This is a genomic window from Modestobacter versicolor (assembly GCF_014195485.1).
Taxonomy (GTDB): domain Bacteria; phylum Actinomycetota; class Actinomycetes; order Mycobacteriales; family Geodermatophilaceae; genus Modestobacter; species Modestobacter versicolor.
The window spans coordinates 352,722-377,598 of record NZ_JACIBU010000001.1 but is presented as its reverse complement, the minus strand read 5'-3'; the positions used below and the strand labels follow the sequence as shown (position 1 = coordinate 377,598).

Annotated in this window: 21 protein-coding genes; 6 read left to right on the top strand and 15 right to left on the bottom strand. The window is 73.1% G+C overall.

The genetic code is table 11. The features are described from left to right. Nucleotides 1-2: 2 nt before the first annotated feature. The 7 genes from FHX36_RS01700 to FHX36_RS01670 form a co-directional block, all read right to left on the bottom strand. Nucleotides 3-1,328 (bottom strand): cysteine desulfurase, encoded by a 1,326-nt coding sequence (locus tag FHX36_RS01700; protein ID WP_110553213.1) that lies wholly within the window; start codon nucleotides 1,326-1,328, stop codon nucleotides 3-5. Beyond that, a complete protein-coding gene (sufC, locus tag FHX36_RS01695; protein WP_110553214.1) occupies nucleotides 1,325-2,167 on the bottom strand; it encodes a Fe-S cluster assembly ATPase SufC in 843 nt (280 codons plus the stop codon). Before sufC ends, FHX36_RS01700 begins: the two co-directional genes overlap by 4 nt. Nucleotides 2,168-2,180: 13 nt before the next feature. Continuing rightward, a complete protein-coding gene (locus tag FHX36_RS01690) occupies nucleotides 2,181-2,525 on the bottom strand; it encodes a non-heme iron oxygenase ferredoxin subunit (protein ID WP_110553215.1) in 345 nt (114 codons plus the stop codon). Further along, nucleotides 2,522-3,844: a Fe-S cluster assembly protein SufD gene (sufD, locus tag FHX36_RS01685; RefSeq protein ID WP_110553216.1), complete on the bottom strand. Its 1,323-nt coding sequence runs from the start codon at nucleotides 3,842-3,844 to the stop codon at nucleotides 2,522-2,524. The genes FHX36_RS01690 and sufD overlap by 4 nt, the downstream gene beginning before the upstream one ends. Continuing rightward, on the bottom strand, nucleotides 3,844-5,250 hold the full coding sequence (gene sufB / locus FHX36_RS01680) for a Fe-S cluster assembly protein SufB (RefSeq protein ID WP_281371888.1): 1,407 nt from the start codon (nucleotides 5,248-5,250) through the stop codon (nucleotides 3,844-3,846). Before sufB ends, sufD begins: the two co-directional genes overlap by 1 nt. Nucleotides 5,251-5,279: 29 nt before the next feature. Then, nucleotides 5,280-6,113: a MarR family transcriptional regulator gene (locus FHX36_RS23265; protein ID WP_183513451.1), complete on the bottom strand. Its 834-nt coding sequence runs from the start codon at nucleotides 6,111-6,113 to the stop codon at nucleotides 5,280-5,282. Nucleotides 6,114-6,276: 163 nt separating this feature from the next. Continuing rightward, complete coding sequence (locus tag FHX36_RS01670; RefSeq protein WP_110552465.1) at nucleotides 6,277-8,829, bottom strand: ATP-dependent Clp protease ATP-binding subunit; 2,553 nt, start codon at nucleotides 8,827-8,829, stop codon at nucleotides 6,277-6,279. Nucleotides 8,830-8,999: 170 nt separating this feature from the next. On the opposite strand from FHX36_RS01670, the gene FHX36_RS01665 reads away from it, so the two are divergent. Further along, nucleotides 9,000-9,938, top strand: a complete 939-nt coding sequence (locus FHX36_RS01665) for a COX15/CtaA family protein (protein WP_258372760.1) — start codon at nucleotides 9,000-9,002, stop codon at nucleotides 9,936-9,938. Nucleotides 9,939-9,966: 28 nt separating this feature from the next. On the opposite strand, the gene FHX36_RS01660 is transcribed toward FHX36_RS01665, so the two are convergent. Further along, complete coding sequence (locus FHX36_RS01660; protein ID WP_110552463.1) at nucleotides 9,967-10,401, bottom strand: hypothetical protein; 435 nt, start codon at nucleotides 10,399-10,401, stop codon at nucleotides 9,967-9,969. A gap of 59 nt (nucleotides 10,402-10,460) precedes the next feature. Beyond that, nucleotides 10,461-11,384, bottom strand: a complete 924-nt coding sequence (locus tag FHX36_RS01655) for a heme o synthase (RefSeq protein ID WP_110552462.1) — start codon at nucleotides 11,382-11,384, stop codon at nucleotides 10,461-10,463. A 323-nt stretch (nucleotides 11,385-11,707) separates the two neighbouring features. Here FHX36_RS01655 and tkt point away from each other — a divergent pair, with 323 nt between their 5' ends. The 5 genes from tkt (at nucleotide 11,708) to pgl (ending at nucleotide 18,802) form a co-directional block, all read left to right on the top strand. Beyond that, nucleotides 11,708-13,933 (top strand): transketolase, encoded by a 2,226-nt coding sequence (tkt, locus tag FHX36_RS01650; RefSeq protein WP_110552461.1) that lies wholly within the window; start codon nucleotides 11,708-11,710, stop codon nucleotides 13,931-13,933. A 30-nt stretch (nucleotides 13,934-13,963) separates the two neighbouring features. Continuing rightward, a complete protein-coding gene (tal, locus tag FHX36_RS01645; protein ID WP_110552460.1) occupies nucleotides 13,964-15,070 on the top strand; it encodes a transaldolase in 1,107 nt (368 codons plus the stop codon). Nucleotides 15,071-15,232: 162 nt separating this feature from the next. Then, nucleotides 15,233-16,750: a glucose-6-phosphate dehydrogenase gene (gene zwf / locus FHX36_RS01640; protein WP_110552459.1), complete on the top strand. Its 1,518-nt coding sequence runs from the start codon at nucleotides 15,233-15,235 to the stop codon at nucleotides 16,748-16,750. A 37-nt stretch (nucleotides 16,751-16,787) separates the two neighbouring features. Next, on the top strand, nucleotides 16,788-17,993 hold the full coding sequence (locus FHX36_RS01635) for a glucose-6-phosphate dehydrogenase assembly protein OpcA (protein WP_183513449.1): 1,206 nt from the start codon (nucleotides 16,788-16,790) through the stop codon (nucleotides 17,991-17,993). Further along, nucleotides 17,990-18,802: a 6-phosphogluconolactonase gene (gene pgl, locus FHX36_RS01630; protein WP_183513448.1), complete on the top strand. Its 813-nt coding sequence runs from the start codon at nucleotides 17,990-17,992 to the stop codon at nucleotides 18,800-18,802. The genes FHX36_RS01635 and pgl overlap by 4 nt, the downstream gene beginning before the upstream one ends. A 48-nt stretch (nucleotides 18,803-18,850) precedes the next feature. On the opposite strand, the gene FHX36_RS01625 is transcribed toward pgl, so the two are convergent. The 6 genes from FHX36_RS01625 to gap form a co-directional block, all read right to left on the bottom strand. After that, nucleotides 18,851-19,192 (bottom strand): RNA polymerase-binding protein RbpA, encoded by a 342-nt coding sequence (locus FHX36_RS01625; protein WP_183513447.1) that lies wholly within the window; start codon nucleotides 19,190-19,192, stop codon nucleotides 18,851-18,853. A gap of 272 nt (nucleotides 19,193-19,464) precedes the next feature. Then, a complete protein-coding gene (gene secG, locus FHX36_RS01620) occupies nucleotides 19,465-19,698 on the bottom strand; it encodes a preprotein translocase subunit SecG (RefSeq protein ID WP_220036015.1) in 234 nt (77 codons plus the stop codon). 183 nt (nucleotides 19,699-19,881) lie between these two features. Beyond that, complete coding sequence (locus FHX36_RS01615; protein ID WP_258372890.1) at nucleotides 19,882-21,585, bottom strand: ABC transporter substrate-binding protein; 1,704 nt, start codon at nucleotides 21,583-21,585, stop codon at nucleotides 19,882-19,884. Between the two features lie 106 nt (nucleotides 21,586-21,691). After that, nucleotides 21,692-22,504 (bottom strand): triose-phosphate isomerase, encoded by an 813-nt coding sequence (gene tpiA, locus FHX36_RS01610; protein WP_110553184.1) that lies wholly within the window; start codon nucleotides 22,502-22,504, stop codon nucleotides 21,692-21,694. After that, entirely contained in the window at nucleotides 22,504-23,697 is a 1,194-nt protein-coding gene (locus FHX36_RS01605; RefSeq protein ID WP_110553185.1) for a phosphoglycerate kinase, read from the bottom strand. Before FHX36_RS01605 ends, tpiA begins: the two co-directional genes overlap by 1 nt. After that, nucleotides 23,697-24,701 (bottom strand): type I glyceraldehyde-3-phosphate dehydrogenase, encoded by a 1,005-nt coding sequence (gene gap, locus FHX36_RS01600; protein WP_110553186.1) that lies wholly within the window; start codon nucleotides 24,699-24,701, stop codon nucleotides 23,697-23,699. The genes FHX36_RS01605 and gap overlap by 1 nt, the downstream gene beginning before the upstream one ends. Between the last annotated feature and the right edge of the window lie 176 nt (nucleotides 24,702-24,877).

Genomic DNA, 24,877 nt, shown 5'->3' with positions numbered 1-24,877 from the left:
GGTCAGCTCACCTCGGTCGGTACAACACCGAAGAAGCGCTGGGCTTCCCGGACACCCTCGACCAGTGCGTCGACGTCGTCGTAGCCGGTGTGCACGTAGAACGTGGCGCGGGTGGTCGCCGGCACGCCGTAGCGGCGCACGACCGGCCACGCGCAGTGGTGACCGACCCGGACGGCGATGCCCAGGTCGTCGAGCACCTGGCCGACGTCGTGCGGGTGGATGCCCTCGACGGTGAAGCTGATCGCGCCGCCACGGGCGACGGTGTCCGGCGGGCCGATGACCGTCACGCCCGGGATGGCCTGCAGCTGCTCGAGGGCGTACCCGGTGAGGGCCTCCTCGTGCGCCAGCACGTTGTCCATGCCGAGGCGCTGCAGGTACTCGACCGCGGCACCGAGCCCGACCACCTGCGCGGTCATCGGCACGCCGGCCTCGAACCGCTGCGGCGGGGCGGCGAAGGTGCTGCCCTCCATCCGGACGACCTCGATCATCGAGCCACCGGTGAGGAACGGCGGGAGCGCGTCGAGCACCTCGTACCGGCCCCACAGCACACCGACGCCGGTGGGACCGAGCATCTTGTGCCCGGAGAACACCAGGAAGTCAGCGCCCAGCTCAGTGACGTCGACCGGCTGGTGCGGCACGGACTGCGCGCCGTCGACCAGCACGAGCGCACCGACCTCGTGCGCGCGGGCCACGATGTCGCCCAGCGGGTTGATCGTGCCCAGGATGTTCGACTGCTGGGTCACCGCGACGAGCTTGGTGCGCTCGTTGACCACGGTCGCCAGGTCCGAGAGGTCCAGCCGGCCGTCGTCGGTCAGCCCCAGCCAGCGCAGGGTCGCCCCGGTGCGCTCGCAGAGCTGCTGCCACGGGATGAGGTTGGCGTGGTGCTCCATCTCGGTGACCACGATCTCGTCGCCCTGGCCGACGGCGTACCGGCGGAACTCGGGCTCCTTGGCCGTCGCCGCGTTGGACAGCGCGTAGGCGACCAGGTTGATCGCCTCGGTGCTGTTGCGGGTGAACACCACCTCGGTGTCCGCGGCACCGATGAACCCGGCGATGGTGGTCCGCGCCGCCTCGTAGGCGGCGGTGGACTCCTCGGCGAGCTGGTGCGCGCCGCGGTGCGGTGCGGCGTTGATGTTCTCGTAGAACCAGCGCTCGGCGTCCAGCACGCTGCGCGGCTTCTGCGAGGTGGCGCCGGAGTCGAGGTAGACCAGCCGGCGACCGTCCCGGACCGTGCGGGTCAGGATCGGGAAGTCAGCCCGGATCGCCTCGACGTCCAGCGGCAGGGGCGCCCTCGGCGCCCCGGCGGGACGCGAGACGGTCTGGGTCATGCGTGAGCACCCCCGGGGAGCTCCGCCAGCGCCTCGGCCTTGGAGTCCTTGACGTAGGCGGCGTAGCCCTCGTTCTCCAGCTTCTCGGCGAGCTCGGGGCCGCCCTCCTCGACGACCCGGCCGGCCACGAAGACGTGCACGAAGTCGGGCTTGATGTAGCGCAGGATCCGCGTGTAGTGCGTGATCAGCAGGACGCCGACCGGGCTCTCGGCCTTGGCGCGGTTGACGCCCTCGGAGACGATCCGCAGCGCGTCGACGTCCAGGCCGGAGTCGGTCTCGTCGAGGATCGCGACCTTCGGCTTGAGCAGCCGCATCTGCAGGATCTCGTGGCGCTTCTTCTCACCACCGGAGAAGCCCTCGTTGACGTTGCGCTCGGCGAAGGCGCTGTCCATCTCCAGCGCCTCCATCTCGGTGCGCACGTCCTTGACCCAGGTGCGCAGCTTCGGCGCCTCGCCGGTCACCGCGGTGGCCGCGGTGCGCAGGAAGTTCGACACCGAGACGCCGGGGACCTCGACCGGGTACTGCATGGCCAGGAACATGCCGGCCCGGGCGCGCTCGTCGACGGTCATCGCGAGGACGTCCTCGCCGTCGAGGGTGACGCTGCCGCCGGTGATCGTGTACTTCGGGTGCCCGGCGATCGAGTAGGCCAGGGTCGACTTGCCGGACCCGTTGGGGCCCATGATCGCGTGGGTCTCGCCGCCGCGGACGGTGAGGTCGACGCCGCGGAGGATCTCCTTGGCCTCGTCACCCTCGCCGACGGTGACGTGCAGGTTGCGGATCTCCAGGACGCTGCCGGTCGGGAGGCCGGTGGTCGCGGGGGTCGCGGTGGGGCTGGTCACGGGGTCTCGCTCCTCAGTTGGTGGCCGCGGCGAGGGGGGCGTCGACGTCGACCAGGACGTCGTCGCCCTCCACCCGGACCGGGTAGACGGGGACCGGCTCGGTGGCCGGGAGGTTGGTGGGCGCGCCGGTGCGCAGGTCGAAGCAGGAGCCGTGCAGCGCGCACTCGATGGTGGGGGCGCCGTCGAACTCCTCGACCTCGCCGTCGGTCAGCGCGACCTCGGCGTGCGAGCAGACGTCCTCGATGGCGTAGATCGTGCCGTCGAAGTTGACGACTGCGACGTCGACGTCGGGCAACTCGACCCGCAGCGACCCGTCCTCGGGGACGTCGGACAGCGCGCAGACCCGCTCGAACGTCATGCCGACACCTCGACGGGCTGCTCCTCCAGGTCGGGCAGCGCACCGAGGCGGGCCTCGATGGTGGTCATCAGCCGGTCCTGCAGCTCGGGGATGCCGATGTGCTGGACGACGTCGGCGAAGAAGCCCCGGACGACCAGGCGGCGCGCGGTCTCGGCGTCGATGCCCCGCGAGCAGAGGTAGAACAGCTGCTCGTCGTCGAACCGGCCGGTGGCGCTGGCGTGGCCGGCGCCGACGATCTCGCCGGTCTCGATCTCCAGGTTGGGCACCGAGTCGGCGCGGGCGCCGTCGGTGAGCACCAGGTTGCGGTTGAGCTCGTAGGTGTCGGTGCCGGTCGCCGAGGGGCGGATCCGGACGTCGCCGACCCAGACGCTGTGCGCCTTGTCGCCCTGCAGCGCGCCCTTGTAGACGACGTTGCTGCGGCAGTTCGGGGTGGCGTGGTCGACCCAGAGCCGGTGCTCCTGGTGCTGGGTCTCGTCGGCGAAGTACAGGCCGTACAGGTCGACCTGGCCGCCGGGGCCGGCGTACTGCACGTTGCTGACCAGCCGGACGAGGTCGCCACCGAGGGTGACCACGACCTGCTTGAGGCTCGCGTCGCGGCCGACGACGGCGTCGTACTGACCGCCGTGCACCGTCCCCGGCGCCCAGTCCTGGACCGAGACGACGGTGAGCTGGGCGCCGTCACCGAGCAGGAACGCGACGCCACCCGAGTAGCGGGCGAGGCCGCTGTGGTCCAGCACGACCGTGGCCTGGGCGAACTGCCCGACCTCGACCACCAGCTGGCCCCAGACGACGTCCTCGCCGCCGGTGCCGGACAGCCCCAGGCGGACCGGGCGGTCGAGCACGGCTTCCTTGGCGATCCGGAGGACGGCGGCGCCACCGCTGCGCTGGCGGGTCAGCGCGGCGAGCCGGTCGACCGGCTCGGGCAGGCCCTTGAGCAGCGGGTCGTCGGCCTCCACGGAGGTCAGCTCGACGCCCTCGGGCAGGTCGGTCTCCCACTGCAGGTGCGCCTCGGACGGGGCGCCGTCCAGCAGCTGGCGGACGCGGCGCATCGGCGTGAAGCGCCACTCCTCCTCGCGGCCGGTGGGCACGCCGAAGGCGTCCGGGTCGGTGGAGGTGAACCGCTCGGCCGGGGATCCGGTCGGCGCCGGGCCGCCGTGCGAGTGCGCCCCGGGGGGCGTGTCGCCGGCGGTACCGGTGCCGGGGGCCGGGGTGGTCGGGGGGCCGGCCTGCGCGCCCACGCCCGGGGCGAAGAGCTCCGAGGCGAGGGCGGCGGACTCGGCGGGACCGGCGACGGTGGCCGGGGTGTTCTGGTCGGACATCAGCCGACGGCACCTTCCATCTGCAGCTCGATCAGGCGGTTCAGCTCGAGGGCGTACTCCATCGGGAGCTCCCGGGCGATCGGCTCGACGAAGCCGCGCACGACCATCGCCATCGCCTCGTCCTCGGACAGACCGCGGCTCATCAGGTAGAAGAGCTGGTCGTCGCTGACCCGGGAGACGGTCGCCTCGTGGCCCATCGAGACGTCGTCCTCGCGGACGTCGACGTAGGGGTAGGTGTCCGACCGGCTGATCGTGTCGACCAGCAGGGCGTCGCACTTGACCGTGGAGCGGGAGCCGTAGGCGCCCTCGTCGATCTGCACGAGGCCGCGGTAGGAGGTGCGGCCACCGCCCCGGGCCACCGACTTCGACACGATCGTCGAGGAGGTGTGCGGCGCGGCGTGCACCATCTTGGCGCCGGCGTCCTGGTGCTGGCCCTCGCCGGCGAAGGCGATGGACATGACCTCGCCCTTGGCGTGCTCACCGGTCATCCACACGGCCGGGTACTTCATCGTCACCTTGGAGCCGATGTTGCCGTCGACCCACTCCATGGTCGCGCCCTCGTGGGCCACGGCCCGCTTGGTGACCAGGTTGTAGACGTTGTTCGACCAGTTCTGGATGGTCGTGTACCGGCAGCGCGCGTTCTTCTTGACGATGATCTCGACGACCGCGGAGTGCAGCGAGTCGGTCTTGTAGATCGGCGCGGTGCAGCCCTCGACGTAGTGCACGTAGGCGCCCTCGTCGATGATCATGAGCGTCCGCTCGAACTGGCCCATGTTCTCGGTGTTGATCCGGAAGTAGGCCTGCAGCGGGATCTCGACGTGGACGCCCTTGGGCACGTAGATGAACGAGCCGCCGGACCACACCGCGGTGTTCAGCGCGGCGAACTTGTTGTCACCGGCCGGGATGACCGACCCGAAGTACTCGCGGAACAGCTCGGGCTGCTCGCGCAGCGCGGTGTCGGTGTCCAGGAACAGGACGCCCTGCTCCTCGAGGTCCTCGCGGATCTTGTGGTAGACGACCTCGGACTCGTACTGGGCGGCGACACCGGAGACGAGGCGCTGCTTCTCGGCCTCCGGGATGCCCAGCTTGTCGTAGGTGTTCTTGATGTCGTCCGGGAGGTCGTCCCACGACGCGGCCTGCGCCTCGGTGGAGCGCACGAAGTACTTGATGTTCTGGAAGTCGATGCCGGAGAGGTCCGAGCCCCAGTCGGGCATGGGCTTCTTGCCGAAGATCTTCAGCGCCTTGAGGCGGCGCTCGAGCATCCACTCGGGCTCGTTCTTGCGGCGCGAGATGTCGCGGACGACGTCCTCGTTGATGCCGCGGGTGGCGGAGGCCCCGGCGACGTCGGTGTCCGACCAGCCGTACTGGTAGTTGCCGAGCGAGTCGATCGTCTCGTCCTGCGTCATCGGCGTGCTGGGCACCGGCTGTGTGGTGGTCATGCGGGGGTCCTCTCCCGGTCGATCGAGGGGGTGGTGCGCGTGCTGGCGCCGGCCCGTGGGGCCGTGGCGCGACCAGCAGGTACAGGGCGTGCGGAGGTGGCTTTGTTCCCGGCGCGCTGCTCGGCCCGGAGGGTCAGCGGGGCAGGGATGTGGGTGGTGCAGATCCCGTCGCCGTGGGCGATCGTGGCCAGCCGCTGCACGTGCGTGCCGACGAGCTTGCTGATCACCGCCGTCTCAGCCTCGCACAGCTGCGGGAACTCGGCGGCGACGTGTGCCACCGGGCAGTGGTGCTGGCACAGCTGCCCACCGCTGGAGATGGCCGAGGCGGTCGCGGCGTAGCCCTCGGCGGTCAGCGCGGCGGCGAGCACCTGCGCGCGGTCGACGACGGCCCCGGACCCGGCAGCGGCCTCGGCGGACTCGACCGCGGTGCTGCAGCGCTCGGCCAGGCCGGACAGCTGCTGCTCGGCGACCGCCCGGACGGCGTCCGGGCCACCGTGCTCGGCGACGAACCGGAGCGCGGTCAGCGCCAGGTCGTCGTAGGCGTGCGGGAAGGCGGAGCGGCCGGCGTCGGTGAGGGTGAAGTGCCGGGCGGGGCGCCCCCTCCCCCGCTGCGTGCCGGGGGCCTCGCGCTCGGCCACGCGGCCGGCGGCGACCAGGCCGTCGAGGTGCCGGCGGACGGCGGCGGCGGAGACGCCCAGCCGGGCGGCGAGCTCGGCGGCGGTCTGCGGGCCGTGCTCGAGGAGCAGGTTGCCCACCCGGTCGCGGGTCCGCCCGTCCTCGGCCGGGACCCCGGCCGGAGGGAGGGCGGCGCGTGCCGCAGCGGTTTCCACAACACGATTGTGTGCTTAATCGAGGAGCCCGCAAGGAAGGCGGACCTTACTTGCGGGCTCCTCGTGCTCGGCCGAGACCGATGTCACACGGTCGCGTTGGTCTGACTCCGCGCCGCGGTCCGCTCCTCGCTCGTCCCTCGCTGCGATGCTCCCGCGGCTGTCGTCAGACGGACGCGGGGGTCTCCACCTCCGCGACGCTGTTCGGCTCGCGGTCGCCCACCCGGAGGTCCAGGGCATCGTCGACCACGCCGACGGTCACCTGCTGGCCGGGCGACAGCTCGCCGCCCAGCACCAGCCGGGAGAGCCGGTTGTCGACCTCGCGCTGGATCGCGCGGCGCAACGGCCGGGCACCGAAGGCCCGCTCGAAGCCGTGCTCGGCCAGCCAGGTCACCGCCTCCGGGGTGACCTCCAGGGTGATGTCCTGGGCCGCCATCCGGCGCCGGGTCTCGTCCAGCAGCAGGTCGGTGATCCTGGCCAGCTGCGCGGGCTCCAGCTGCCGGAAGACCACGATCTCGTCGATCCGGTTGAGGAACTCCGGCCGGAACGCCTCCCGCAGCCGCCGCATCACGGCGTCCCGGACGTCGTTGCCGCCACCGCCGTTGCTGGTGAAGCCCAGCGGGCCGGCGGTGTTCACGATCGCCTCCGACCCGAGGTTGCTGGTCATGATCACCACGGTGTTGGTGAAGTCGACCGTGCGGCCCTGGCTGTCGGTGAGCCGGCCGTCGTCCAGCAGCTGCAGCAGCGTGTTGAACACGTCCGGGTGCGCCTTCTCGACCTCGTCGAGCAGGACCACCGAGTAGGGGCGCCGCCGCACCGCCTCGGTCAGCTGCCCGGCGTCCTCGTACCCGACGTAGCCGGGGGGCGAGCCGACCAGCCGGCTGACCGTGTGCCGCTCCTGGAACTCGCTCATGTCCAGCCGGACCATCCGGTCCGAGTCGCCGAACAGCGCCTCCGCCAGCGCCCGGGCCAGCTCGGTCTTGCCGACGCCGGTCGGGCCGAGGAACAGGAAGCTGCCGATCGGCCGGTCCGGGTCGCCCAGGCCCGCCCGCGAGCGCCGGATCGCCTCGGCCACCACCTCGACGGCCTCGTCCTGGCCGACGACCCGCTCGTGCAGGACGTCCTCCAGGCGGAGCAGCCGGTCGCGCTCCTCCTCGGTCAGCTGGGCCACCGGGATGCCGGTCGCCCGGGAGACGACCTCGGCGATCTCCGCCGTCCCCACCTCGGGGATGCCGGCGTCGCCGCCGGACCGCGCCACCTCCAGCTCGGCCTGCGCCGCGGTGATCTCGTCGCGCAGGCCCGAGGCCCGCTCGTACTGCTCGGCCGCGACCGCCTGGTCCTTCTCCCGCTGCAGCTCCTGGACCCGCTGCTCCAGCGCCCGCAGGTCGGTGGTCGGCCGCTTGACCCGCAGCCGGGTGCGCGCGCCGGCCTGGTCGATCAGGTCGATCGCCTTGTCCGGCAGGTGCCGGTCGGTGACGTACCGCTCGGACAGCTCCGCCGCGGCGACCAGCGCCTCGTCGGTGAACCGCACCTGGTGGTGGGCCTCGTAGCGGTCGCGCAGACCGCGCAGGATCTCGATGGTGTCCAGCGTGCTCGGCTCGGGCACCAGCACCGGCTGGAAGCGCCGCTCGAGCGCCGCGTCCTTCTCGATGTTGCGGCGGTACTCGTCCAGCGTCGTCGCGCCGATGATGTGCAGCTCGCCGCGGGCCAGCGCCGGCTTGAGCATGTTGCCCGCGCCCGCCGAGCCCTCGGAACCGCCCGCGGTGACGACGGTGTGCAGCTCGTCGATGAAGACGATCACCTCGTCGCTGTGCTCGCGGATCTCGTCCATCACCTTCTTGAGCCGCTCCTCGAAGTCACCGCGGTACCGGGTGCCGGCGACCAGGCCGGTCAGGTCCAGCTCGACCAGCCGGCGGTCGCGCAGGCTCTCCGGGACGTCGCCGTCCACGATCTGCAGGGCGATGCCCTCGACGATCGCGGTCTTGCCGACGCCGGCCTCGCCGATCAGCACCGGGTTGTTCTTGTTGCGCCGGGACAGCACCTCGATGGTCTGCTCGATCTCCTGGGCGCGGCCGATGACCGGGTCGATCTTCCCGTCCCGGGCCATCGCGGTCAGGTCGCGGCCGAACTCGTCGAGCGTCGGGGTGCTCGACGGCGGCTGCTCGCCACCGCCGCTCCCGCCGGACGTGGGCACCGGGCCCCCCGCCGCGGCGCGCTGCACCGCCTCGGGGGTCACCCGGGAGGAACCCAGCACGCGGCCGGCCCCGGACTCGGGGTTGAGCGCCAGCGCGAAGAGCAGGTGCTCCGGGCCGATGTAGGTCGAGCCGCTGGCCCGGGAGACCTGGTGGGCGTCCAGCAGCGCGCGCTTGGCGGCCGGGGTCAGCGCCAGCCCCTGGCCGGTGGGCTCACCGCGGCCCAGCTGGGCGGCGAGGTCGGCCTGCAGCCGGTCGGGGTCGGCACCGCTGCGGGACAGCAGGGTGCGGGTGGGCTCGTGGCCGGCCAGGGCCCAGAGCAGGTGCTCGGTGTCCAGGTCGGGGCTGCCCCACGCGGCGGCCTGCTGGGCCGCGGCGGAGACCACCTCGCGGGAGTGCGAGCTGAGCAGTTGGGTGATGTCGACCCGCTGCATGCCGCGCCGCGCGCCGGGGCCGCCGAGGAAGGCGGAGAAGAAGTCGTCGAAGGGGCTGCCCCCGAAGGGACCGCCGGGGAGACCACTGGTCATGGCAGATGGCGCCTCTCGTGTCGGGTGTGGCGGTGCTCACCTGCCCACGGCCGACTCTGCGTACCGATCGCCGTCTTCTCGGCTCGGCGGACGTCGCGCGTCGGGGTGGGGCGCCGGGCGGCTGATCGGGCCGGGCGGCGAGGGGCACCGCCTCACATAGCATCGAGGGCGTGGCCGTTCTTCCCGCGTCGTTCCGCTCTCGGATGAACCCGTCCGTGGTCTCCCGGGTCGCCCTGGCCAACGTCGTCGCCAACGGCGTGATCGTGGTGACCGGCGGCGCGGTGCGGCTCACCGGCTCGGGGCTGGGCTGCCCCACCTGGCCGGAGTGCACCGACGGCAGCATCCGGCCCACCCCGGAGCTCGCCGGCCACGGGCTGATCGAGTTCGGCAACCGGCTGCTCACCTTCGTGCTCGTCGTGGTGGCGTTCGCGACCGTGCTGGCGGTCTTCGCGTCGGTGCGGCGGGACCTGCGCCGGCTGGCGGTGCTGAGCCTGCTGGGCATCCCGGCGCAGGCGCTGCTGGGCGGGGTCACGGTGCTCACCGGGCTGAACCCGTGGACGGTCGCCGCGCACTTCCTGGTGTCGGCGGTGCTCGTGGCCATCGCCACCCTGCTGTGGCTGCGCTCGCGCGAACCCGGGGTCGGGCAGCTCCTGGTGCGCCGCCCCTTCGCGCTGCTGGTCACCGGCATCGCGGTCACCGTCGCCGCCGTCCAGGTCGCCGGCACCGTGGTCACCGGCAGCGGCCCGCACAGCGGCGACCCGGAGGCCGGCCGCACCGGGCTGGACCCGGAGCTGATGAGCCAGCTGCACGCCGACGTCGTCTTCCTGCTCATCGGGCTGACCGTCGCGCTGCTGGTCGGCCTGCACGCCACCGACTCCCCCGGCCGGGTCCGCCGGGCCGCCCGCGACCTGCTGCTCGTCGAGCTCGCCCAGGGCCTCATCGGCTACGTGCAGTACTTCACCCAGCTGCCGGCGGTGCTGGTGCTGCTGCACATGGCCGGCGCCGTGCTGATCACCGTCTACACCGCGCGGCTGGTCTGGTCGGTGCGCGGCCCGGCCTCCGAGCTGCCGGTCGGCGCGGCCCCGGTGGCCACCACCGCCGTCCGCTGAGGCCCGGCGACCCGCTGGACGACGCGGCTCAGGCGCCGGCGATCAGCTCGTCGACCCGGTCCCGGGCCAGCCGGGACGACGCCACGAGGCCGCTGGCCGCACCGGCGGCCGACCGCCGCCGCAGCGCCACGTCGAACTCCGCCCGGGCCGCGGTGAGCTGACCGGCGGCGAACAGCGCCTTGCCCAGGTGCTGGCGGACCACGGCCTCCTGCGGCCCGCCCAGCGTCTCCGCGAGCAGCACCCGGTAGGCGCCGATGGCCTCCTCGTGCTCGCCCCGGGCGCTGCGGACGTCGGCGGCGAGGGCCCGGACCCGGAACGGCGAGTCCGGCGACGAGGCGTTCATCCGGTCCGCACGGCGCTGGGCCTCGTCCAGCCGGCCGGCCACCAGCGCCTCGAGGACGGCGTCGGCCGGGTCGGTGGAGGCCTGCACGCTGACCGCGAAGAGGGCCGGGTCGCCGACCACGGTGCGCAGCGAGCACGGGTCGATCGCCAGGCCACGCCCGATGTCGAGCGCGGGGACCTTCAGACCAGCACGTCCAGCACGATCGCCACGGACAGCAGCGTCATGTACGTGATCGACACGGAGAACAGCTTCATCGGGCGGTCGGGCACGCCGGCCTTGATCCGGTTCAGCCAGGCGTGCGACTCCGCGACGTACCAGGCGCCCAGGCCCAGCGCGGCGACGCCGGTGGTCCAGCCCAGCAGCGGGGTCACCGGCGCCATCAGCAGCGAGGCGGCCAGCGTGCCCCACGCCCAGGCGACGGACTGGCGGCCGACGCTGACCGGCCCGGCCACCACCGAGAGCATCGGCACCCCGGCCCGGAAGTAGTCGAAGCGGAAACGGCTGGCCAGCGCCCAGAAGTGCGGCATCTGCCAGCAGAAGACGATGGCGAAGAAGACCAGGGCCGGCCAGTCCAGCGAGCCGGTGACCGCGGCCCAGCCGATCAGCACCGGCGCCGCGCCCGGCAGCCCGCCGAACACGGTGTTGTGGTGGGTGCGGCGCTTGAGCACCATCGTGTAGACGACGGAGTAGGCCAGCACCGCCCCCGCCGCCAGCGCCGTGGCCAGCGGGGTGGTGAACAGGCCCAGCAGCACCAGCGACACCCACGCCAGGAGCACGCCGAACCACAGCGCGTTGCGGGGTGCGATCACGCCGCTGGGGATCGGCCGGTCGCGGGTGCGCGACATCAGCCGGTCGATGTCGCGGTCGTACCAGCAGTTGATGGTGTTGGCGGCCCCGGCGGCGAGCATCCCGCCGACCAGCGTGGCCACGACCAGGCCGGTGCCCGGCCACCCACCGGCCGCGATCATCATCGCCGGGAGGGTGGTGACCAGCAGCAGCTCGACGAGCTTGGGCTTGGTCAGCGAGACGTAGGCGCCCACCGTCGCGCGGGCCGGACGGCGGGTCCGGGCGCGGTCGACGGCGCGGTCGTCGATCGCCGTCACCGGGGGCCCAGGAGCGCGGCGTCGCGCGGGCAGCAGGGCACCACGAGGTCCTTCTCCGCCGGGGGATGGGTTGCCCCGCAACTGTAGCCCGGCGGCCCCTCGGGAATTGCTGGGCACCACTAGGGTTTGATCACGTTGACTCTGCGCGTGAAGCGGGTAGGGCGGTCGTCGAGGACGCCGGCGCACCAACCGCTGTACGACTCTCGGTCGCGCCCCATCCGGGTGCGGCCGTGGTGCGCACCGTCGTCCGCCCGGGGTGGGTGGGTCCCCGCGCCCCCGGGCGGTCTGACATCGACCGACCCCGAGGGAGCACCGAGCGCCACATGACCAGCGACAGCGGCACCAAGAGCACCGAGGCCGAGGCCCCCGCCGAGGCAGCCAGCGACAGCCCCACCGGGTCGCCCAAGCAGCCGAACCCCACCCTCCCCGAGGGCTTCACCGAGCTCGACCGGCGCGCCATCGACACCGCCCGCGTGCTCGCGATGGACGCGGTGCAGAAGGTGGGCAACGGCCACCCGGGCACGGCGATGAGCATGGCCCCCACCGCCTACCTGCTCTTCCAGAAGTGGCTCCGGCACGACCCGAGCGACCCGCAGTGGACCGGGCGTGACCGCTTCGTCCTCTCGATGGGCCACTCCAGCCTCACCCTGTACGTCCAGCTCTACCTCGCCGGCTACGGCCTGGAGCTCGACGACCTCAAGGCGCTGCGCACCTGGGGCTCGCTGACCCCCGGCCACCCCGAGGTCAACCACACCCCCGGCGTCGAGACCACCACCGGCCCGCTCGGCCAGGGCGTGGGCAACGCGGTGGGCATGGCGATGGCCGCCCGCCGCGAGCGCGGCCTGTTCGACCCCGAGACCGCTGAGGGCGAGAGCCTGTTCGACCACACCATCTGGGCCTTCGCCTCCGACGGCGACCTGGAGGAGGGCGTCAGCGGCGAGGCCTCCTCGCTCGCCGGCACCCAGCAGCTGGGCAACCTCGTGCTGGTCTACGACGACAACAAGATCTCCATCGAGGACCAGACCGACATCGCCTTCACCGAGGACGTCGGCAAGCGCTACGAGGCCTACGGCTGGCACGTCCAGCACGTGGACGACGGCGAGGACCTCGCCGCCCTGGACGCCGCCTTCGCCGCGGCCAAGGCCGAGACCACCCGCCCCTCGATCATCGTGCTGCGCACGATCATCGGCTGGCCGTCGCCCAACAAGCAGAACACCGGCGCCGCGCACGGCTCGGCGCTCGGCGACGACGAGGTCAAGGCCACCAAGCAGGTCCTCGGCTTCGACCCGGAGCAGACCTTCGAGGTCAGCGACGAGGTCATCGAGCACACCCGCAAGGCCGTCACCCGCGGCCAGCAGGCGCACGCCGAGTGGGAGAAGGGCTTCCAGGCCTGGCAGCAGGCCAACCCCTCCGGCGCCGAGCTGCTCGCCCGGATGAAGACCCGGACGCTGCCCGAGGGCTGGGCCGCGAAGCTGCCGACCTGGGACGCCGACGCCAAGGGCGTCGCGACCCGCAAGGCCTCCGGTGAGGTCCTCGCGGCCATCTACCCCGAGCTCCCCGAGCTGTGGGGCGGGTCGGCCGACCTCGCGGAGAGCAACAACACCGCGGTCAAGGGCGAGCCGTCGTTCCTGCCGGCCAACCGCCAGACCAAGATGTGGACCGGTGGCCCCTTCGGTCGCACGCTGCACTTCGGCGTCCGCGAGCACGCCATGGGCGCGATCATGAACGGCATCGCGCTGCACGGCGGCACCCGCGTCTACGGCGGCACGTTCCTCACGTTCTCCGACTACATGCGCGGCGCCGTCCGGCTCGCGGCCCTCATGCAGCTGCCGGTCACCTACGTGTGGACCCACGACTCCATCGGCCTGGGCGAGGACGGCCCGACGCACCAGCCGATCGAGCACTACGCCGCGCTGCGCGCCATCCCGGGTCTGGACTTCGTCCGCCCGGCCGACGCCAACGAGACCGCGGTGGCGTGGCGGACGATCCTGGAGAACAACGACCGGCCGGCCGGCCTGGCGCTCTCCCGGCAGAACCTGCCGACCTTCGACCGCAGCACGATGGGCTCGGCCGAGGGCACCGCCAAGGGCGGCTACGTGCTGGCCGAGGCCTCCACCGGCACCCCGGAGGTCATCCTGCTGAGCACCGGCTCCGAGGTGCAGATCGCGGTCGCCGCCCGCGAGGTCCTCGAGGCCGACGGCGTCCCGACCCGGGTCGTCTCGCTGCCCTGCTGGGAGTGGTTCGCCGAGCAGGACGAGGCGTACCGCACCGAGGTGCTCCCCCCGGCGGTCCGCGCCCGGGTGAGCGTCGAGGCCGGCGTGCCGATGGGCTGGCGGGACTTCGTCGGTGACGCGGGCCGGATCGTCGGCCTCAACCACTACGGCGCCAGCGCGGCCTACAGCAAGCTGTACGAGGAGTTCGGCCTCACCGCCGAGGCCGTCGTCGCCGCTGCCCGCGAGAGCCTGCAGGCCGCCGGCGCCCCCGCCGTCGCGCCGACCGGCCCGGGCGTCTCCGTCGGCGGGCTGGACAGCCCCACCGGCGACCGCTGAACAACCACCACCACGACTGGAGGGTATGACATGGCCCAGAACGAGAACCTGGCACAGCTGTCGAAGGCGGGTGTCGCCGTCTGGCTCGACGACCTCTCCCGCGACCGGATCCGCAGCGGCAACCTGCAGCAGCTGGTCGACGAGCACAGCGTCGTCGGCGTCACCACCAACCCGAGCATCTTCGCCGCCGCGATCAGCGGGTCGAAGAGCTACGACGACCAGCTGCACGCGCTGGCGGTCCGCAACGTGAGCGTCGAGGAGGCGCTGCGGACCATCACCGCAGCCGACGTCCGCGACGCCTGCGACCTGCTGGCCCCGGTCGCGGCGGCTGCCCCCGGCGACGGCCGGGTCTCCCTGGAGGTCGCTCCCGGGCTCGCCCACGAGACCGACGCCACCGCCGCCGAGGCCGCCCACCTGTGGTGGCTCGTCGACCGGGAGAACCTGTTCATCAAGATCCCGGCCACCGTCGAGGGCCTGCCGGCGATCACCTCCACGATCGCCAAGGGCATCAGCGTCAACGTGACGCTGATCTTCAGCCTGGAGCGCTACCGCGCCGTCATGGAGGCCTACATCGCCGGCCTCGAGCAGCGGCTGGCGGAGGACCCCGACGCCTCGTTCGACGGCATCGCCTCGGTCGCCTCGTTCTTCGTGTCCCGCGTGGACAGCGAGATCGACAAGCGCCTGGACGCCGCCGGCGCCGACCCCTCGCTCAAGGGCAAGGCCGGCGTCGCCAACGCCCAGCTGGCCTACCAGGCCTACGAGGAGGTCTTCTCCTCCGACCGCTGGAAGGCCCTGGAGGCCAAGGGCGCGAAGCCGCAGCGGCCGCTGTGGGCCTCGACCGGGGTCAAGAACCCCGACTACTCGGACACCCTGTACCTGTCCGAGCTGATCGCCCCCGGCACCGTCAACACCATGCCGGAGAAGACGATGCTGGCCTACGCCGACCACGGTCAGCCGGGCACCCCGGTGCAGTCGGCCTACGCCGACGCCGAGAAGGTCATGCAGGCCGTCGCCGACGCCGGCGTCGACCTCGACGACGTCTTCCAGCTCCTGGAGCAGGAGGGCGTGCAGAAGTTCATCGACGCCTGGGACGAGCTGACCGGCTCGGTGCAGGAGCAGCTGCAGGACAAGGCGTAGCGGAAGGACCCCCTGCCCCCCACCGCTCGCACGCTCGCGGCGGGCCCCTGCAGGGGGCCGCATGCCCCTCGGGCACTGCACCACCCACTGAACAACCCACCCGCCGTCCGGCCCAGCGCCGAGCCGGACGGCGGGTGGCCCCAGAACTCGAGGACGGAAACGATGCCCAGCAACCCGCTGCGCGACCCGCGGGACCGGCGACTGCCCCGTGTGCCGGAGCCCTGCGCCCTCGTGGTGTTCGGCATCACCGGCGACCTGGCGCGCAAGAAGCTCCTCCCGGCCGTGTACGACCTGGCCAACCGCGGGCTGCTGCCCACGAACTTCGCGCTGCTCGGCTTCGCCCGCCGCGACTGGGGTGACGTGGAGTTCTCCGAGCTGGCCCGCTCCGCCGCCCGCGAGCACGCCCGCACCCCCTGGCGCGAGGAGGTCTGGGAGCGGCTGGCCAACAGCGTCCGCTTCGTCCAGGGCTCCTTCGACGACGACAACGCCTTCGACGAGCTGGCCGAGAACCTCGCCGAGCTCGAGGGCAGCCACGGCATCGGCGGCAACGCCGCGTTCTACCTGTCGATCCCCCCAGCGATGTTCCCCACGGTGCTCAAGCAGATGCAGCGCACCGGGATGGCCGAGAGCACGCCGGACCGCTGGCGCAGGGTCGTGGTGGAGAAGCCGTTCGGCACCGACCTGGCCTCCAGCCGCGAGCTGAACGCGCTGGTCGACTCGGTGTTCACCGCCGACGACGTCTTCCGGATCGACCACTACCTGGGCAAGGAGACGGTCCAGAACCTGCTGGCCCTCCGGTTCGCCAACAGCCTGTTCGAGCCGATCTGGAACGGCCACCACGTCGACTCGGTGCAGATCACCATGGCCGAGGACGTCGGCATCGGCGGCCGCGCGGGCTTCTACGAGAAGACCGGCGCCGCCCGCGACGTGCTGCAGAACCACCTGCTCCAGCTGCTGGCGCTCACCGCGATGGAGGAGCCGGTCGAGTTCTCCGCCGAGGAGATCCGCACCGAGAAGCTCAAGGTGCTGCGCGCCGTCTCGGTGCCCGAGGACATGGAGCGCTTCGCCGTCCGCGGCCAGTACGAGCAGGGCTGGCTCGCCGGCCAGCGGGCCACCGGGTACCGCCAGGAGGACGGCGTCAGCCCCGACTCCACCACCGAGACCTACGCCGCCGTGCGGCTGGGCGTCGAGACCCGCCGCTGGGCCGGTGTCCCGTTCTACCTGCGCACCGGCAAGCGGCTGCCCCGGCGGGTCACCGAGATCGCGCTGGTCTTCAAGCGCGCGCCGCACCTGCCCTTCGCCCCGACCGACACCGAGGAGCTGGGCCACAACCAGCTGGTGATCCGGGTCCAGCCCGACGAGGGCATGACGCTGAAGTTCGGCTCCAAGGTGCCCGGCAGCGTCATGGAGGTCCGCGACGTCGCGATGGACTTCCTCTACGGCGAGCAGTTCACCGAGGCGAGCCCCGAGGCCTACGAGCGGCTGCTGCTCGACGTCCTCCTGGGCGACGCCACCCTCTTCCCGCGCAACGCGGAGGTCGAGGCCTCCTGGGCGGTCATCGACCCGCTGGAGGAGTACTGGGCCACCACCGAGCCGCAGCCCTACCGGGCCGGCGAGTGGGGCCCGCGGGCCGCCGACGCCATGCTCGAGGCCGAGGGCCGGCAGTGGCGCCGACCGTGACCCGCCGCCCCGCACACCCGATCTCCAGGAGCCTGTCGTGACGACGCTGTGGGACACCACCGGATCCGCGGTGGTCAAGGAACTGGCGGCCCAGCGCCGCACCGGTGGCGCGGTCATGAGCGGCGTCGCGCTGACCCTGGTCGTCGTCGCCGACGAGGGCCGGGTCACCGAGGCCGAGCAGGCCGCGACCGCCGCCGCCGAGCTGCACCCCTGCCGGCTGCTGATCGTGGTGCGCCGGCAGATCGAGGCGCCCGTGCCACGGCTGGACGCCGAGGTGCTCATCGGCGGCCGGCTCGGCCCCGGCGAGGCCGTCGTCATGCGGATGTACGGCCGCCTCGGTCTGCACGCGGAGTCCGTCGTGCTGCCGCTGCTGGCGGCCGACGCCCCGGTGGTCACCTGGTGGCACGAGGCGCCGCCGGAGCGGATCGCCCGCGACGCGCTCGGCGTGATCGCCGACCGGCGGATCACCGACGCCTCGATGGCCGAGGACGCGATCGCCGCGCTGCACGTCCGCGCCGAGGACTACGCCCCCGGCGACACCGACCTGACCTGGACCCGCAGCACCCCCTGGCGGGCCACGCTGGCCTCCACGCTGGACTCCGTCTCCGGCCGCCGAGGCGAGGCCGTGCAGGTGCTCGGCGGCCAGGTCGAGGGCGACCCGGCCAACGCCACCGCCCGGCTGGTCGCCGGCTGGCTGTCCGCCCGCTGCGGCTGCACCATCCCGGTCGTCCCGGGCTCCCGGGTGCCCGGCTCGTCCGGCATCGACTCCGTCGTGCTGCGGCTGGACGAGGGCGAGGAGGTCCGCCTCCAGGACGACCGCAAGGGCGGCGCCATCATCGACCAGCCGTTCCGCCCGGAGTCGGTCGTGGCGCTGCCCGACCGCTCGCTGGGTGAGCTGATCGGTGAGGAGCTGCGCCGGCTGGACTCCGACGAGCCCTACAGCGAGGCGCTCGAGGCCGTCACCGGCGCCACCGGGCTGTCGGACCGGCCGGACTGCCGGGACCACGTCTGGTTCGACCCGATGCGCCCCGAGCAGTCCGTCGAGCCGACCAACGGCAATGGCGACGGCCCGCTGATCGGCTCCGGGGCCGCAGCGCCCGCGCCGACCGTCCCGGACGTGCCGGGCGACACCGACGAGGTGGCCGAGGCCGGCGAGCACGACTCCCCCGCCGACGACTCCGACGAGCAGCCGGTCGTGCAGGCCGCGGCCGCGCCCTCCGCCCGGAAGGCGGGCCGGAAGTGAGCCAGCACTCCCCCGGCGAGCGCGTCGAGCAGGCCCTGGTCGCCGAGGGCCTGCCCACCCCCGACGTGGTGATCGAGCCCGACGCCGACCAGCTGGCCCGGTCGGTCGCCTCGGCGCTGGTGGCCCGGCTCGCCGCCGCGCAGGCGGTGCACGGGACGGCATCCGTGGTGCTCACCGGCGGCGGGATCGGCACGGCCGTGCTGCAGCGGGTCGCCGACCTGGCGGCCGAGCCCGAGCACGCCGTCGTCGACTGGACTGCGGTCGACGTCTGGTGGGGCGACGAGCGGTTCGTGCCCGCCGACTCGGCCGACCGCAACGAGCTCGGCGCCCGGGAGGCGTTCCTCGGCCGGGTGGGCCTCGACCCCGAGCGCATCCACCCGATGCCGTCCTCCGACGCCGGGTTCGACGAGCCCGAGGAGGCCGCTGCCTGGTACGCCGAGCAGCTGGCCGCCTCGGCCGGTGACGGTCAGCCGCTCCCCCGCATCGACGTGCTGATGCTGGGCATGGGCCCCGAGGGCCACGTCGCGTCGATCTTCCCGGAGTCGCCGGCCGCCTCCGACGAGCGTCCGGTCGTCGCGGTGCGCGACTGCCCGAAGCCGCCGCCCACGCGGGTGAGCCTGGGCTTCGCGGCGATCACCGCGGCCGAGGAGGTCTGGCTGCTGGTCAGCGGCGAGGGCAAGGCCGACGCCGTCGCCCAGGCGCTGTCCGGAGCGGACCGCCTGCAGCTCCCGGCGGCCGGCGCGCGGGGCCGGCGGGCGACCCGCTGGCTGCTGGACACCGCTGCCGCGAGCAAGCTGCCCCGCGACTGAGCGTGGACGACGGAGGGCCCGGGTGCGGTGCACCCGGGCCCTCCGTCGTCAGGCGCCGCGGCGGGCGCGCAGGCGGGTCAGCGCCTCTTCCAGGAGCGCGTCGCCGTCGGCGTCGCTGCGCCGCTCGCGGACGTACGCCAGGTGCGTCTTGTACGGCTCGGTGCGCGGAGCCGGCGGCGGGCTCTGCTGGTCGGTGCCGGCCGGGAGCCCGCAGCGCGGGCAGTCCCAGGTCTCGGGCACCTCGGCATCGGCCGCGAAGGCGATCCGCGACTCGTGCCCGTTCGCGCACCAGAACCCCACCCGGTGCCGGGGCGCAGCCTCGCCCCGCTCGGCCTCACCCATCGGACCCGCACCGACCCGGCTGCCCCGGATCGCATTCCCACCAGCCACGAGCGGCCCCCTGATCGTCGGCTTCGATCGCGGTGCTCTTGATCACCGCCCGGGCAGTCTAGGGCCTGGACAGGCACTCTCGGGTCACGATGCGGACACCGTCAGTACCGGCACGCACCGGTCCGCTGATGCAATCGTTCGCACGCTGGCGACCTGCTGGAACGGCCCTCGTCGGGGGCCCGCCGCCGAGCGGAGCGAGGTGGTGCGGTTCCGGCCCCCGTTCAGGGGCCCGCCGCGAGCTTGCGAGCGGGTGGGGGCGCGGAGGTCGTTGCTCAGACCTTGATCAGGATGCCCAGCGCGACGATGCAGACGGTCCAGATCAGCCCGGCGAAGACGGTCAGCCGGTTGAGGTTCTTCTCGACGACGGAGCTGCCGGACAGCTGCGAGGACACCGCGCCGCCGAACATCGAGGAGAGGCCGCCGCCCTTGCCGCGGTGCAGCAGGATCAGGACGATCAGCAGCACGCTGGTGAGCACCAGCAGCACGTTGAGGACCAGCTCGATCATCGTCAGTCTCCTGTCCCGTTGACCACGGGGTGGGCTCGCACCCGGTGGATCGGGGGCTCTCGACGGTCCAGCCTAACCGACGCCGTGGACGACCCCCGTCAGCTGACCCCGTCGACCCGGTCAGCTTCCGCGCCTCGGTCCGCTCCTCGGTCGCTGGCGCTCCCTGCGATGCTCCCGAGGCTGTCAGCTGACGCCGGCGGTGGCGACGTCGTAGCCCCCGTAGGGCTGCATGACCACCCCGTTGCGCAGCCGTTGGCCCGCCAGCAGCTGCACGCGGTTCTCCGCCAGCGGCACGTAGGCCGACGTCGTCTGCACCGCGGCGACCACCTGGCGCCACGCCTCGCCGGCCGCCGCCGGGTCGGCGACCGCTCGCGCCGCGTCGACCAGCCCGTTGACCCCGGGGTCGTCGAGCCGCGCGTAGTTCGTGTTGCCCACCTGGCGGATCGAGCGGCCGTCGACCAGCGGCACCAGGAACGAGGCGGAGGTCGGGAAGTCCGCCGTCCAGGTGGCCAGCACGATCCCGAAGCCGGCGGCGTTGACGGCCTCCGGGTTGCCGACGTCCGTGGCGTAGTAGGTGGCCGGGTCCAGCGGCCGCACCTCCGCCTGGATGCCGACCTGCGCCAGGTCGGCGGCGATCGAGGTGGCGACCGCGACGCTGCTCGGCGCGTCGGGCACGGCGAAGACGGTGCTGAACCCGTTCGGCTGACCGCACGCGGCCAGCGACGCCCGGGCGGCCTCGAGGTCTGGCTGAGGGTCAGGGTCCTCGAGGTCCCCGGCCAGCGACCGTGGCCAGAGCAGCGACGAGCGGACCGCGTTCTCCGGGCCGCCGAGGGCCTCCTGCACGCCCGCCCGGTCGACCACCGCGGCCACGGCCGCCCGGCAGGCCGGGTTGTCCATCGGCGCCACCGAGCTCGGCAGGGCGAGCAGCCGCAGCGCGCCGGTGGTCACGTCGTCGATCCGGCCGGCCAGCGCCTCGTCTTCCAGCCGGCTGGTGGTGGCCTGCTGCACGCCGGTGCCGGACAGGTCGGCGTCCGCCGAGCCGGCCAGCAGCGCCTGGTCCCGGGCGACGCCGGAGAGGCCGCTGCGCACGACCACCTGGTCGGGCAGCGCGCTGCGGACCTCGTCGGTCGCCGGGTCCCACTGCGGGTTGCGCACCAGCGTGATGCCGGCCTGGGCGTCGACCGAGGCCACCATGTAGGGGCCGGAGCTCACCGGGTGGGTGCCGTAGCCGGCGCCGAGGTCGTTCTCGGCCGGCACCGGGCTGCTGGAGGGCAGCGCCATGACGAACGGGAAGTCCGGCGTCGGCGTGGTCAGGGTGAAGGTGATCGTCCGGTCGTCGGGCGTCGCGACCGAGGCCAGCCCGAGCCTGTCGGCCGACTCGTCCTGGTAGGGCCCGGCGTAGGGGTTCTCCGGGTCGTCGAGCAGGTCGAGCACGTAGGTCGGGCCGCCGACGATGACGTCGGAGGCGAACGACCGCTCGATGCCGTACTTCACGTCGCGGGAGGTGATCGGCCGGCCGGTCTCGAACCGGACGCCCTCCTTGAGGGTGAAGGTCCAGGTCCGACCGCCGTCGGGCGTCGTCCCCATGTCGGTGGCGAGGTCGGGCACCAGCTCGCCGGTGCGGCCCGGTACGGAGGAGTAGGTGACCAGCGTGCGGGCGTAGAGCCGCATCAGGTTCCACACGCCGGGCACGTAGGAGCGCTGCGGGTCCAGGCTGTCGATCTCCCCGGCCACCAGCCGCAGCGTGCCGCCGGGGGTGTCGGACGGCGCGCGGACGCCGGCCACCCCGCTGTTCGCCTCGCCCGCCTGGGTGGGCACGCCCGCGGCGCCGCTGTTGCCGCCGCCGCAGCCGGCCAGCAGCGCGAGCAGGGCGACGACGGACAGCACGACGGCCGACCGCCGCGCTCCCCGGGAGGAGCGTCGGCCGGTCAGCCGTCGTTCGGTGCTGTGCCTCAACGTGGGTGCTGCTCCGCCCGGTCAGTGCCGGCGGCGGTCAGCTCCCACCGGCAGCGGTACGACAGATCTGTGCGAACTCGTCGGCGTCCAGGCTGGCCCCGCCGACGAGCGCTCCGTCGACGTCCGGTCCGGCGAGGATGCCGGCGGTGTTGCCGGCCTTGACCGACCCGCCGTAGAGGATACGGACGCCGGCGGCCAGTTCCGGCCCGTGACGCTCGGCGAGCCGCGCCCGCAGTGCCCCGCAGACCTCCTGCGCATCATCCGGGGTGGCCACCTCGCCGGTGCCGATCGCCCAGACCGGCTCGTAGGCGATCACGAGCTCCTGCAGCTGCTCGGTGCTGAGCCCGGCCAGCGCCAGGTCGAGCTGGTCGGTGCAGTGCGGGACGTGCGTGCCGGCGCGCCGGACGTCGAGCCCCTCCCCCACGCACAGGATCGGTACCAGGCCGTGCCGCAGCGCCGCCTGCACCTTGGCCGCCACCACCGCGTCGTCCTCACCGTGCAGCGTGCGCCGCTCGGAGTGACCGACCAGCACGTACCGGCAGGCCAGCGCGGCGAGCATCGCCCCGCTCACGTCGCCGGTGTACGCCCCGGAGTCGGCTGCGGCCAGGTCCTGCGCGCCGTAGCCGATCTCCAGCTTGTCGCCGGCCACCAGCGTCTGCACGCTGCGCAGCGCGGTGAACGGCGGGACGACGACCACCTCGGCGGCCTCGAGCTGGGGCTCGGTGAGCGAGAACGCCAGCTTCTGCACCAGGCCGATGGCCTCCAGGTGCGTCAGGTGCATCTTCCAGTTGCCCGCGATCAGCGGACGTCGCCCCTCGCGGGGCGCCTTGGGGGCCTTGGTGCGCGCCATCAGCCGGCCAGCACCGAGAGGCCCGGGAGCTCGCGGCCCTCGAGGTACTCCAGCGACGCGCCGCCACCGGTGCTGATGTGGCCGTAGGCGGCCTCGTCGAGCCCGAGCTGGCGCACCGACGCCGCCGAGTCGCCACCACCGACGACGGAGAGCCCGTCGATCGCGCCGACCGCCTGGGCCACCCCGCGGGTGCCGCCCTGGAAGGGGGCCAGCTCGAACACGCCCATCGGGCCGTTCCAGAACACCGTGCGCGCACCGGACAGCGCCTCGGCGAACAGCTCGACGCTGCGGGGCCCGATGTCCAGGCTCATCTGGTCGGCCGGGATCTGGTCGGCCGGCAGCACCGTGGTGGGCGCCTCGGCGTTGAACTCGGGCGTGCACACGACGTCGACCGGCAGCACGATGCGGTCACCGGCCTCGGCCAGCAGCCGCCGGCAGCTGTCGACCTGGTCGGCCTCCAGCAGCGACTGCCCCACCTCGTGGCCCTGGGCCGCGAGGAAGGTGTAGGTCATCCCGCCACCGACCAGCAGCCGGTCGACCTTGGGCAGCAGCGCCTCGATCACGCCGAGCTTGTCGCTGACCTTGGAGCCGCCGAGGACGACGACGTAGGGCCGCTCCGGGCTCTCGGTGAGCCGGGTGAGCACCTCGAGCTCGCGGGCCACCAGCCGGCCGGCCGCGTGCGGCAGCCGCTCGGCGACGTCGAAGACCGAGGCGTGCTTGCGGTGCACCGCACCGAAGGCGTCGTCGACGTAGAGGTCCGCCAGCCCGGCGAGCCGGTCGGCGAGCTCGCCGCGGACGGCGTCGTCCTTGCTGGTCTCGGCCGCCTCGAAGCGGACGTTCTCCAGCATCAGCACCTCGCCGTCGCCGAGCGCCGCGGCCCTGGCCGTGGCGTCCGGGCCGGCGACGTCGGCGGCCAGCGGCACCTCGGTGCCGAGCAGCTCACCGAGCCGCGCGGCGACCGGGGCGAGGGAGAACTGCGGGTCGGGCTCGCCCTTGGGCCGGCCGAGGTGCGCGGCCACGACGACCCGCGCCCCGGCCTCGCGCAGCGCGGAGATCGTGGGGACGCTGGCCTTGATCCGGCCGTCGTCGGTGATCTCGCGGGTGACCTTGTCCAGGGGGACGTTCAGGTCGGCGCGCAGCAGCACGCGCCGACCCGAGACCCCGTCGGCGATGAGCTCGTCGACGGACCGCATCAGAGCTTGCTGCCGACCAGGGCGACGGAGTCGACGAGGCGGTTGGAGTAGCCCCACTCGTTGTCGTACCAGCCGACGACCTTGACCTGGTTGCCGAAGACCTTGGTCAGGCCGGAGTCGTAGATGCACGACGCCGGGTCGGTGACGATGTCGGAGGAGACGATCGGCGCGTCGGTGTAGACCAGGTAGGGCGCCAGCGGGCCGGCCGCGGCGGCCTTGTAGGCCTCGTTGACCTCCTCGACGGTGACCTCGCGGGACAGCGTGACGGTGAGGTCGGTCGCCGAGCCGGTCGGCACCGGGACGCGGAGCGCGTAGCCGTCGAGCTTGCCCTTGAGCTCCGGGAGCACCAGGCCGATGGCCTTGGCCGCACCGGTGGAGGTGGGGACGATGTTCAGCGCGGCAGCGCGGGCGCGGCGGAGGTCCTTGTGCGGGCCGTCCTGCAGGTTCTGGTCGGCGGTGTAGGCGTGGATCGTGGTCATCAGGCCACGCTCGATGCCGAAGGCGTCGTTGAGCACCTTGGCCAGCGGGGCCAGGCAGTTGGTGGTGCAGGACGCGTTGCTGATGATCGTCTGCGAGCCGTCGTACTGCTCGTGGTTGACGCCCATGACGATGGTGAGGTCGTCACCGGTGGCCGGCGCGGAGATGATGACCTTCTTGGCCCCACCGGCGTCGACGTGCTTGCGGGCGTCGTCGGCCTTGGTGAAGAAGCCGGTGGACTCGACCACGACGTCGACGCCCAGGTCGCCCCAGGGCAGGTTCGCCGGGTCGCGCTCGGCGAGCACCTTGATGGTGGCGCCGCCGACCTTGATGCCGTCGCCGACGACCGAGACGTCCTCGGGCAGCTTGCCCAGGATGCTGTCGTACTTGAGCAGGTGCGCGAGCGTCTCGGGGGTGGTGAGGTCGTTGACCGCCACGATCTCGATGTCCGCGCCGCTGGCGGCAGCGGCCCTGTAGAAGTTGCGGCCGATCCGACCGAACCCGTTGATCCCGACCCGTACCGTCACTGCGGACCTCCCAGACCGTGCTGCCAGGCCGTGTTGCCCGGCTGCGCCGTCGGCCGCGCGTGTGCACGGCCACATGTCCAGGTCAGCCTATCGGCCCCGGCGCACCCGCCCGACCCCGCGTCCGGACCGCCGCCGCAGACCCATGAGACGTCGCGGACGTCTTCCTGACCTGCGAC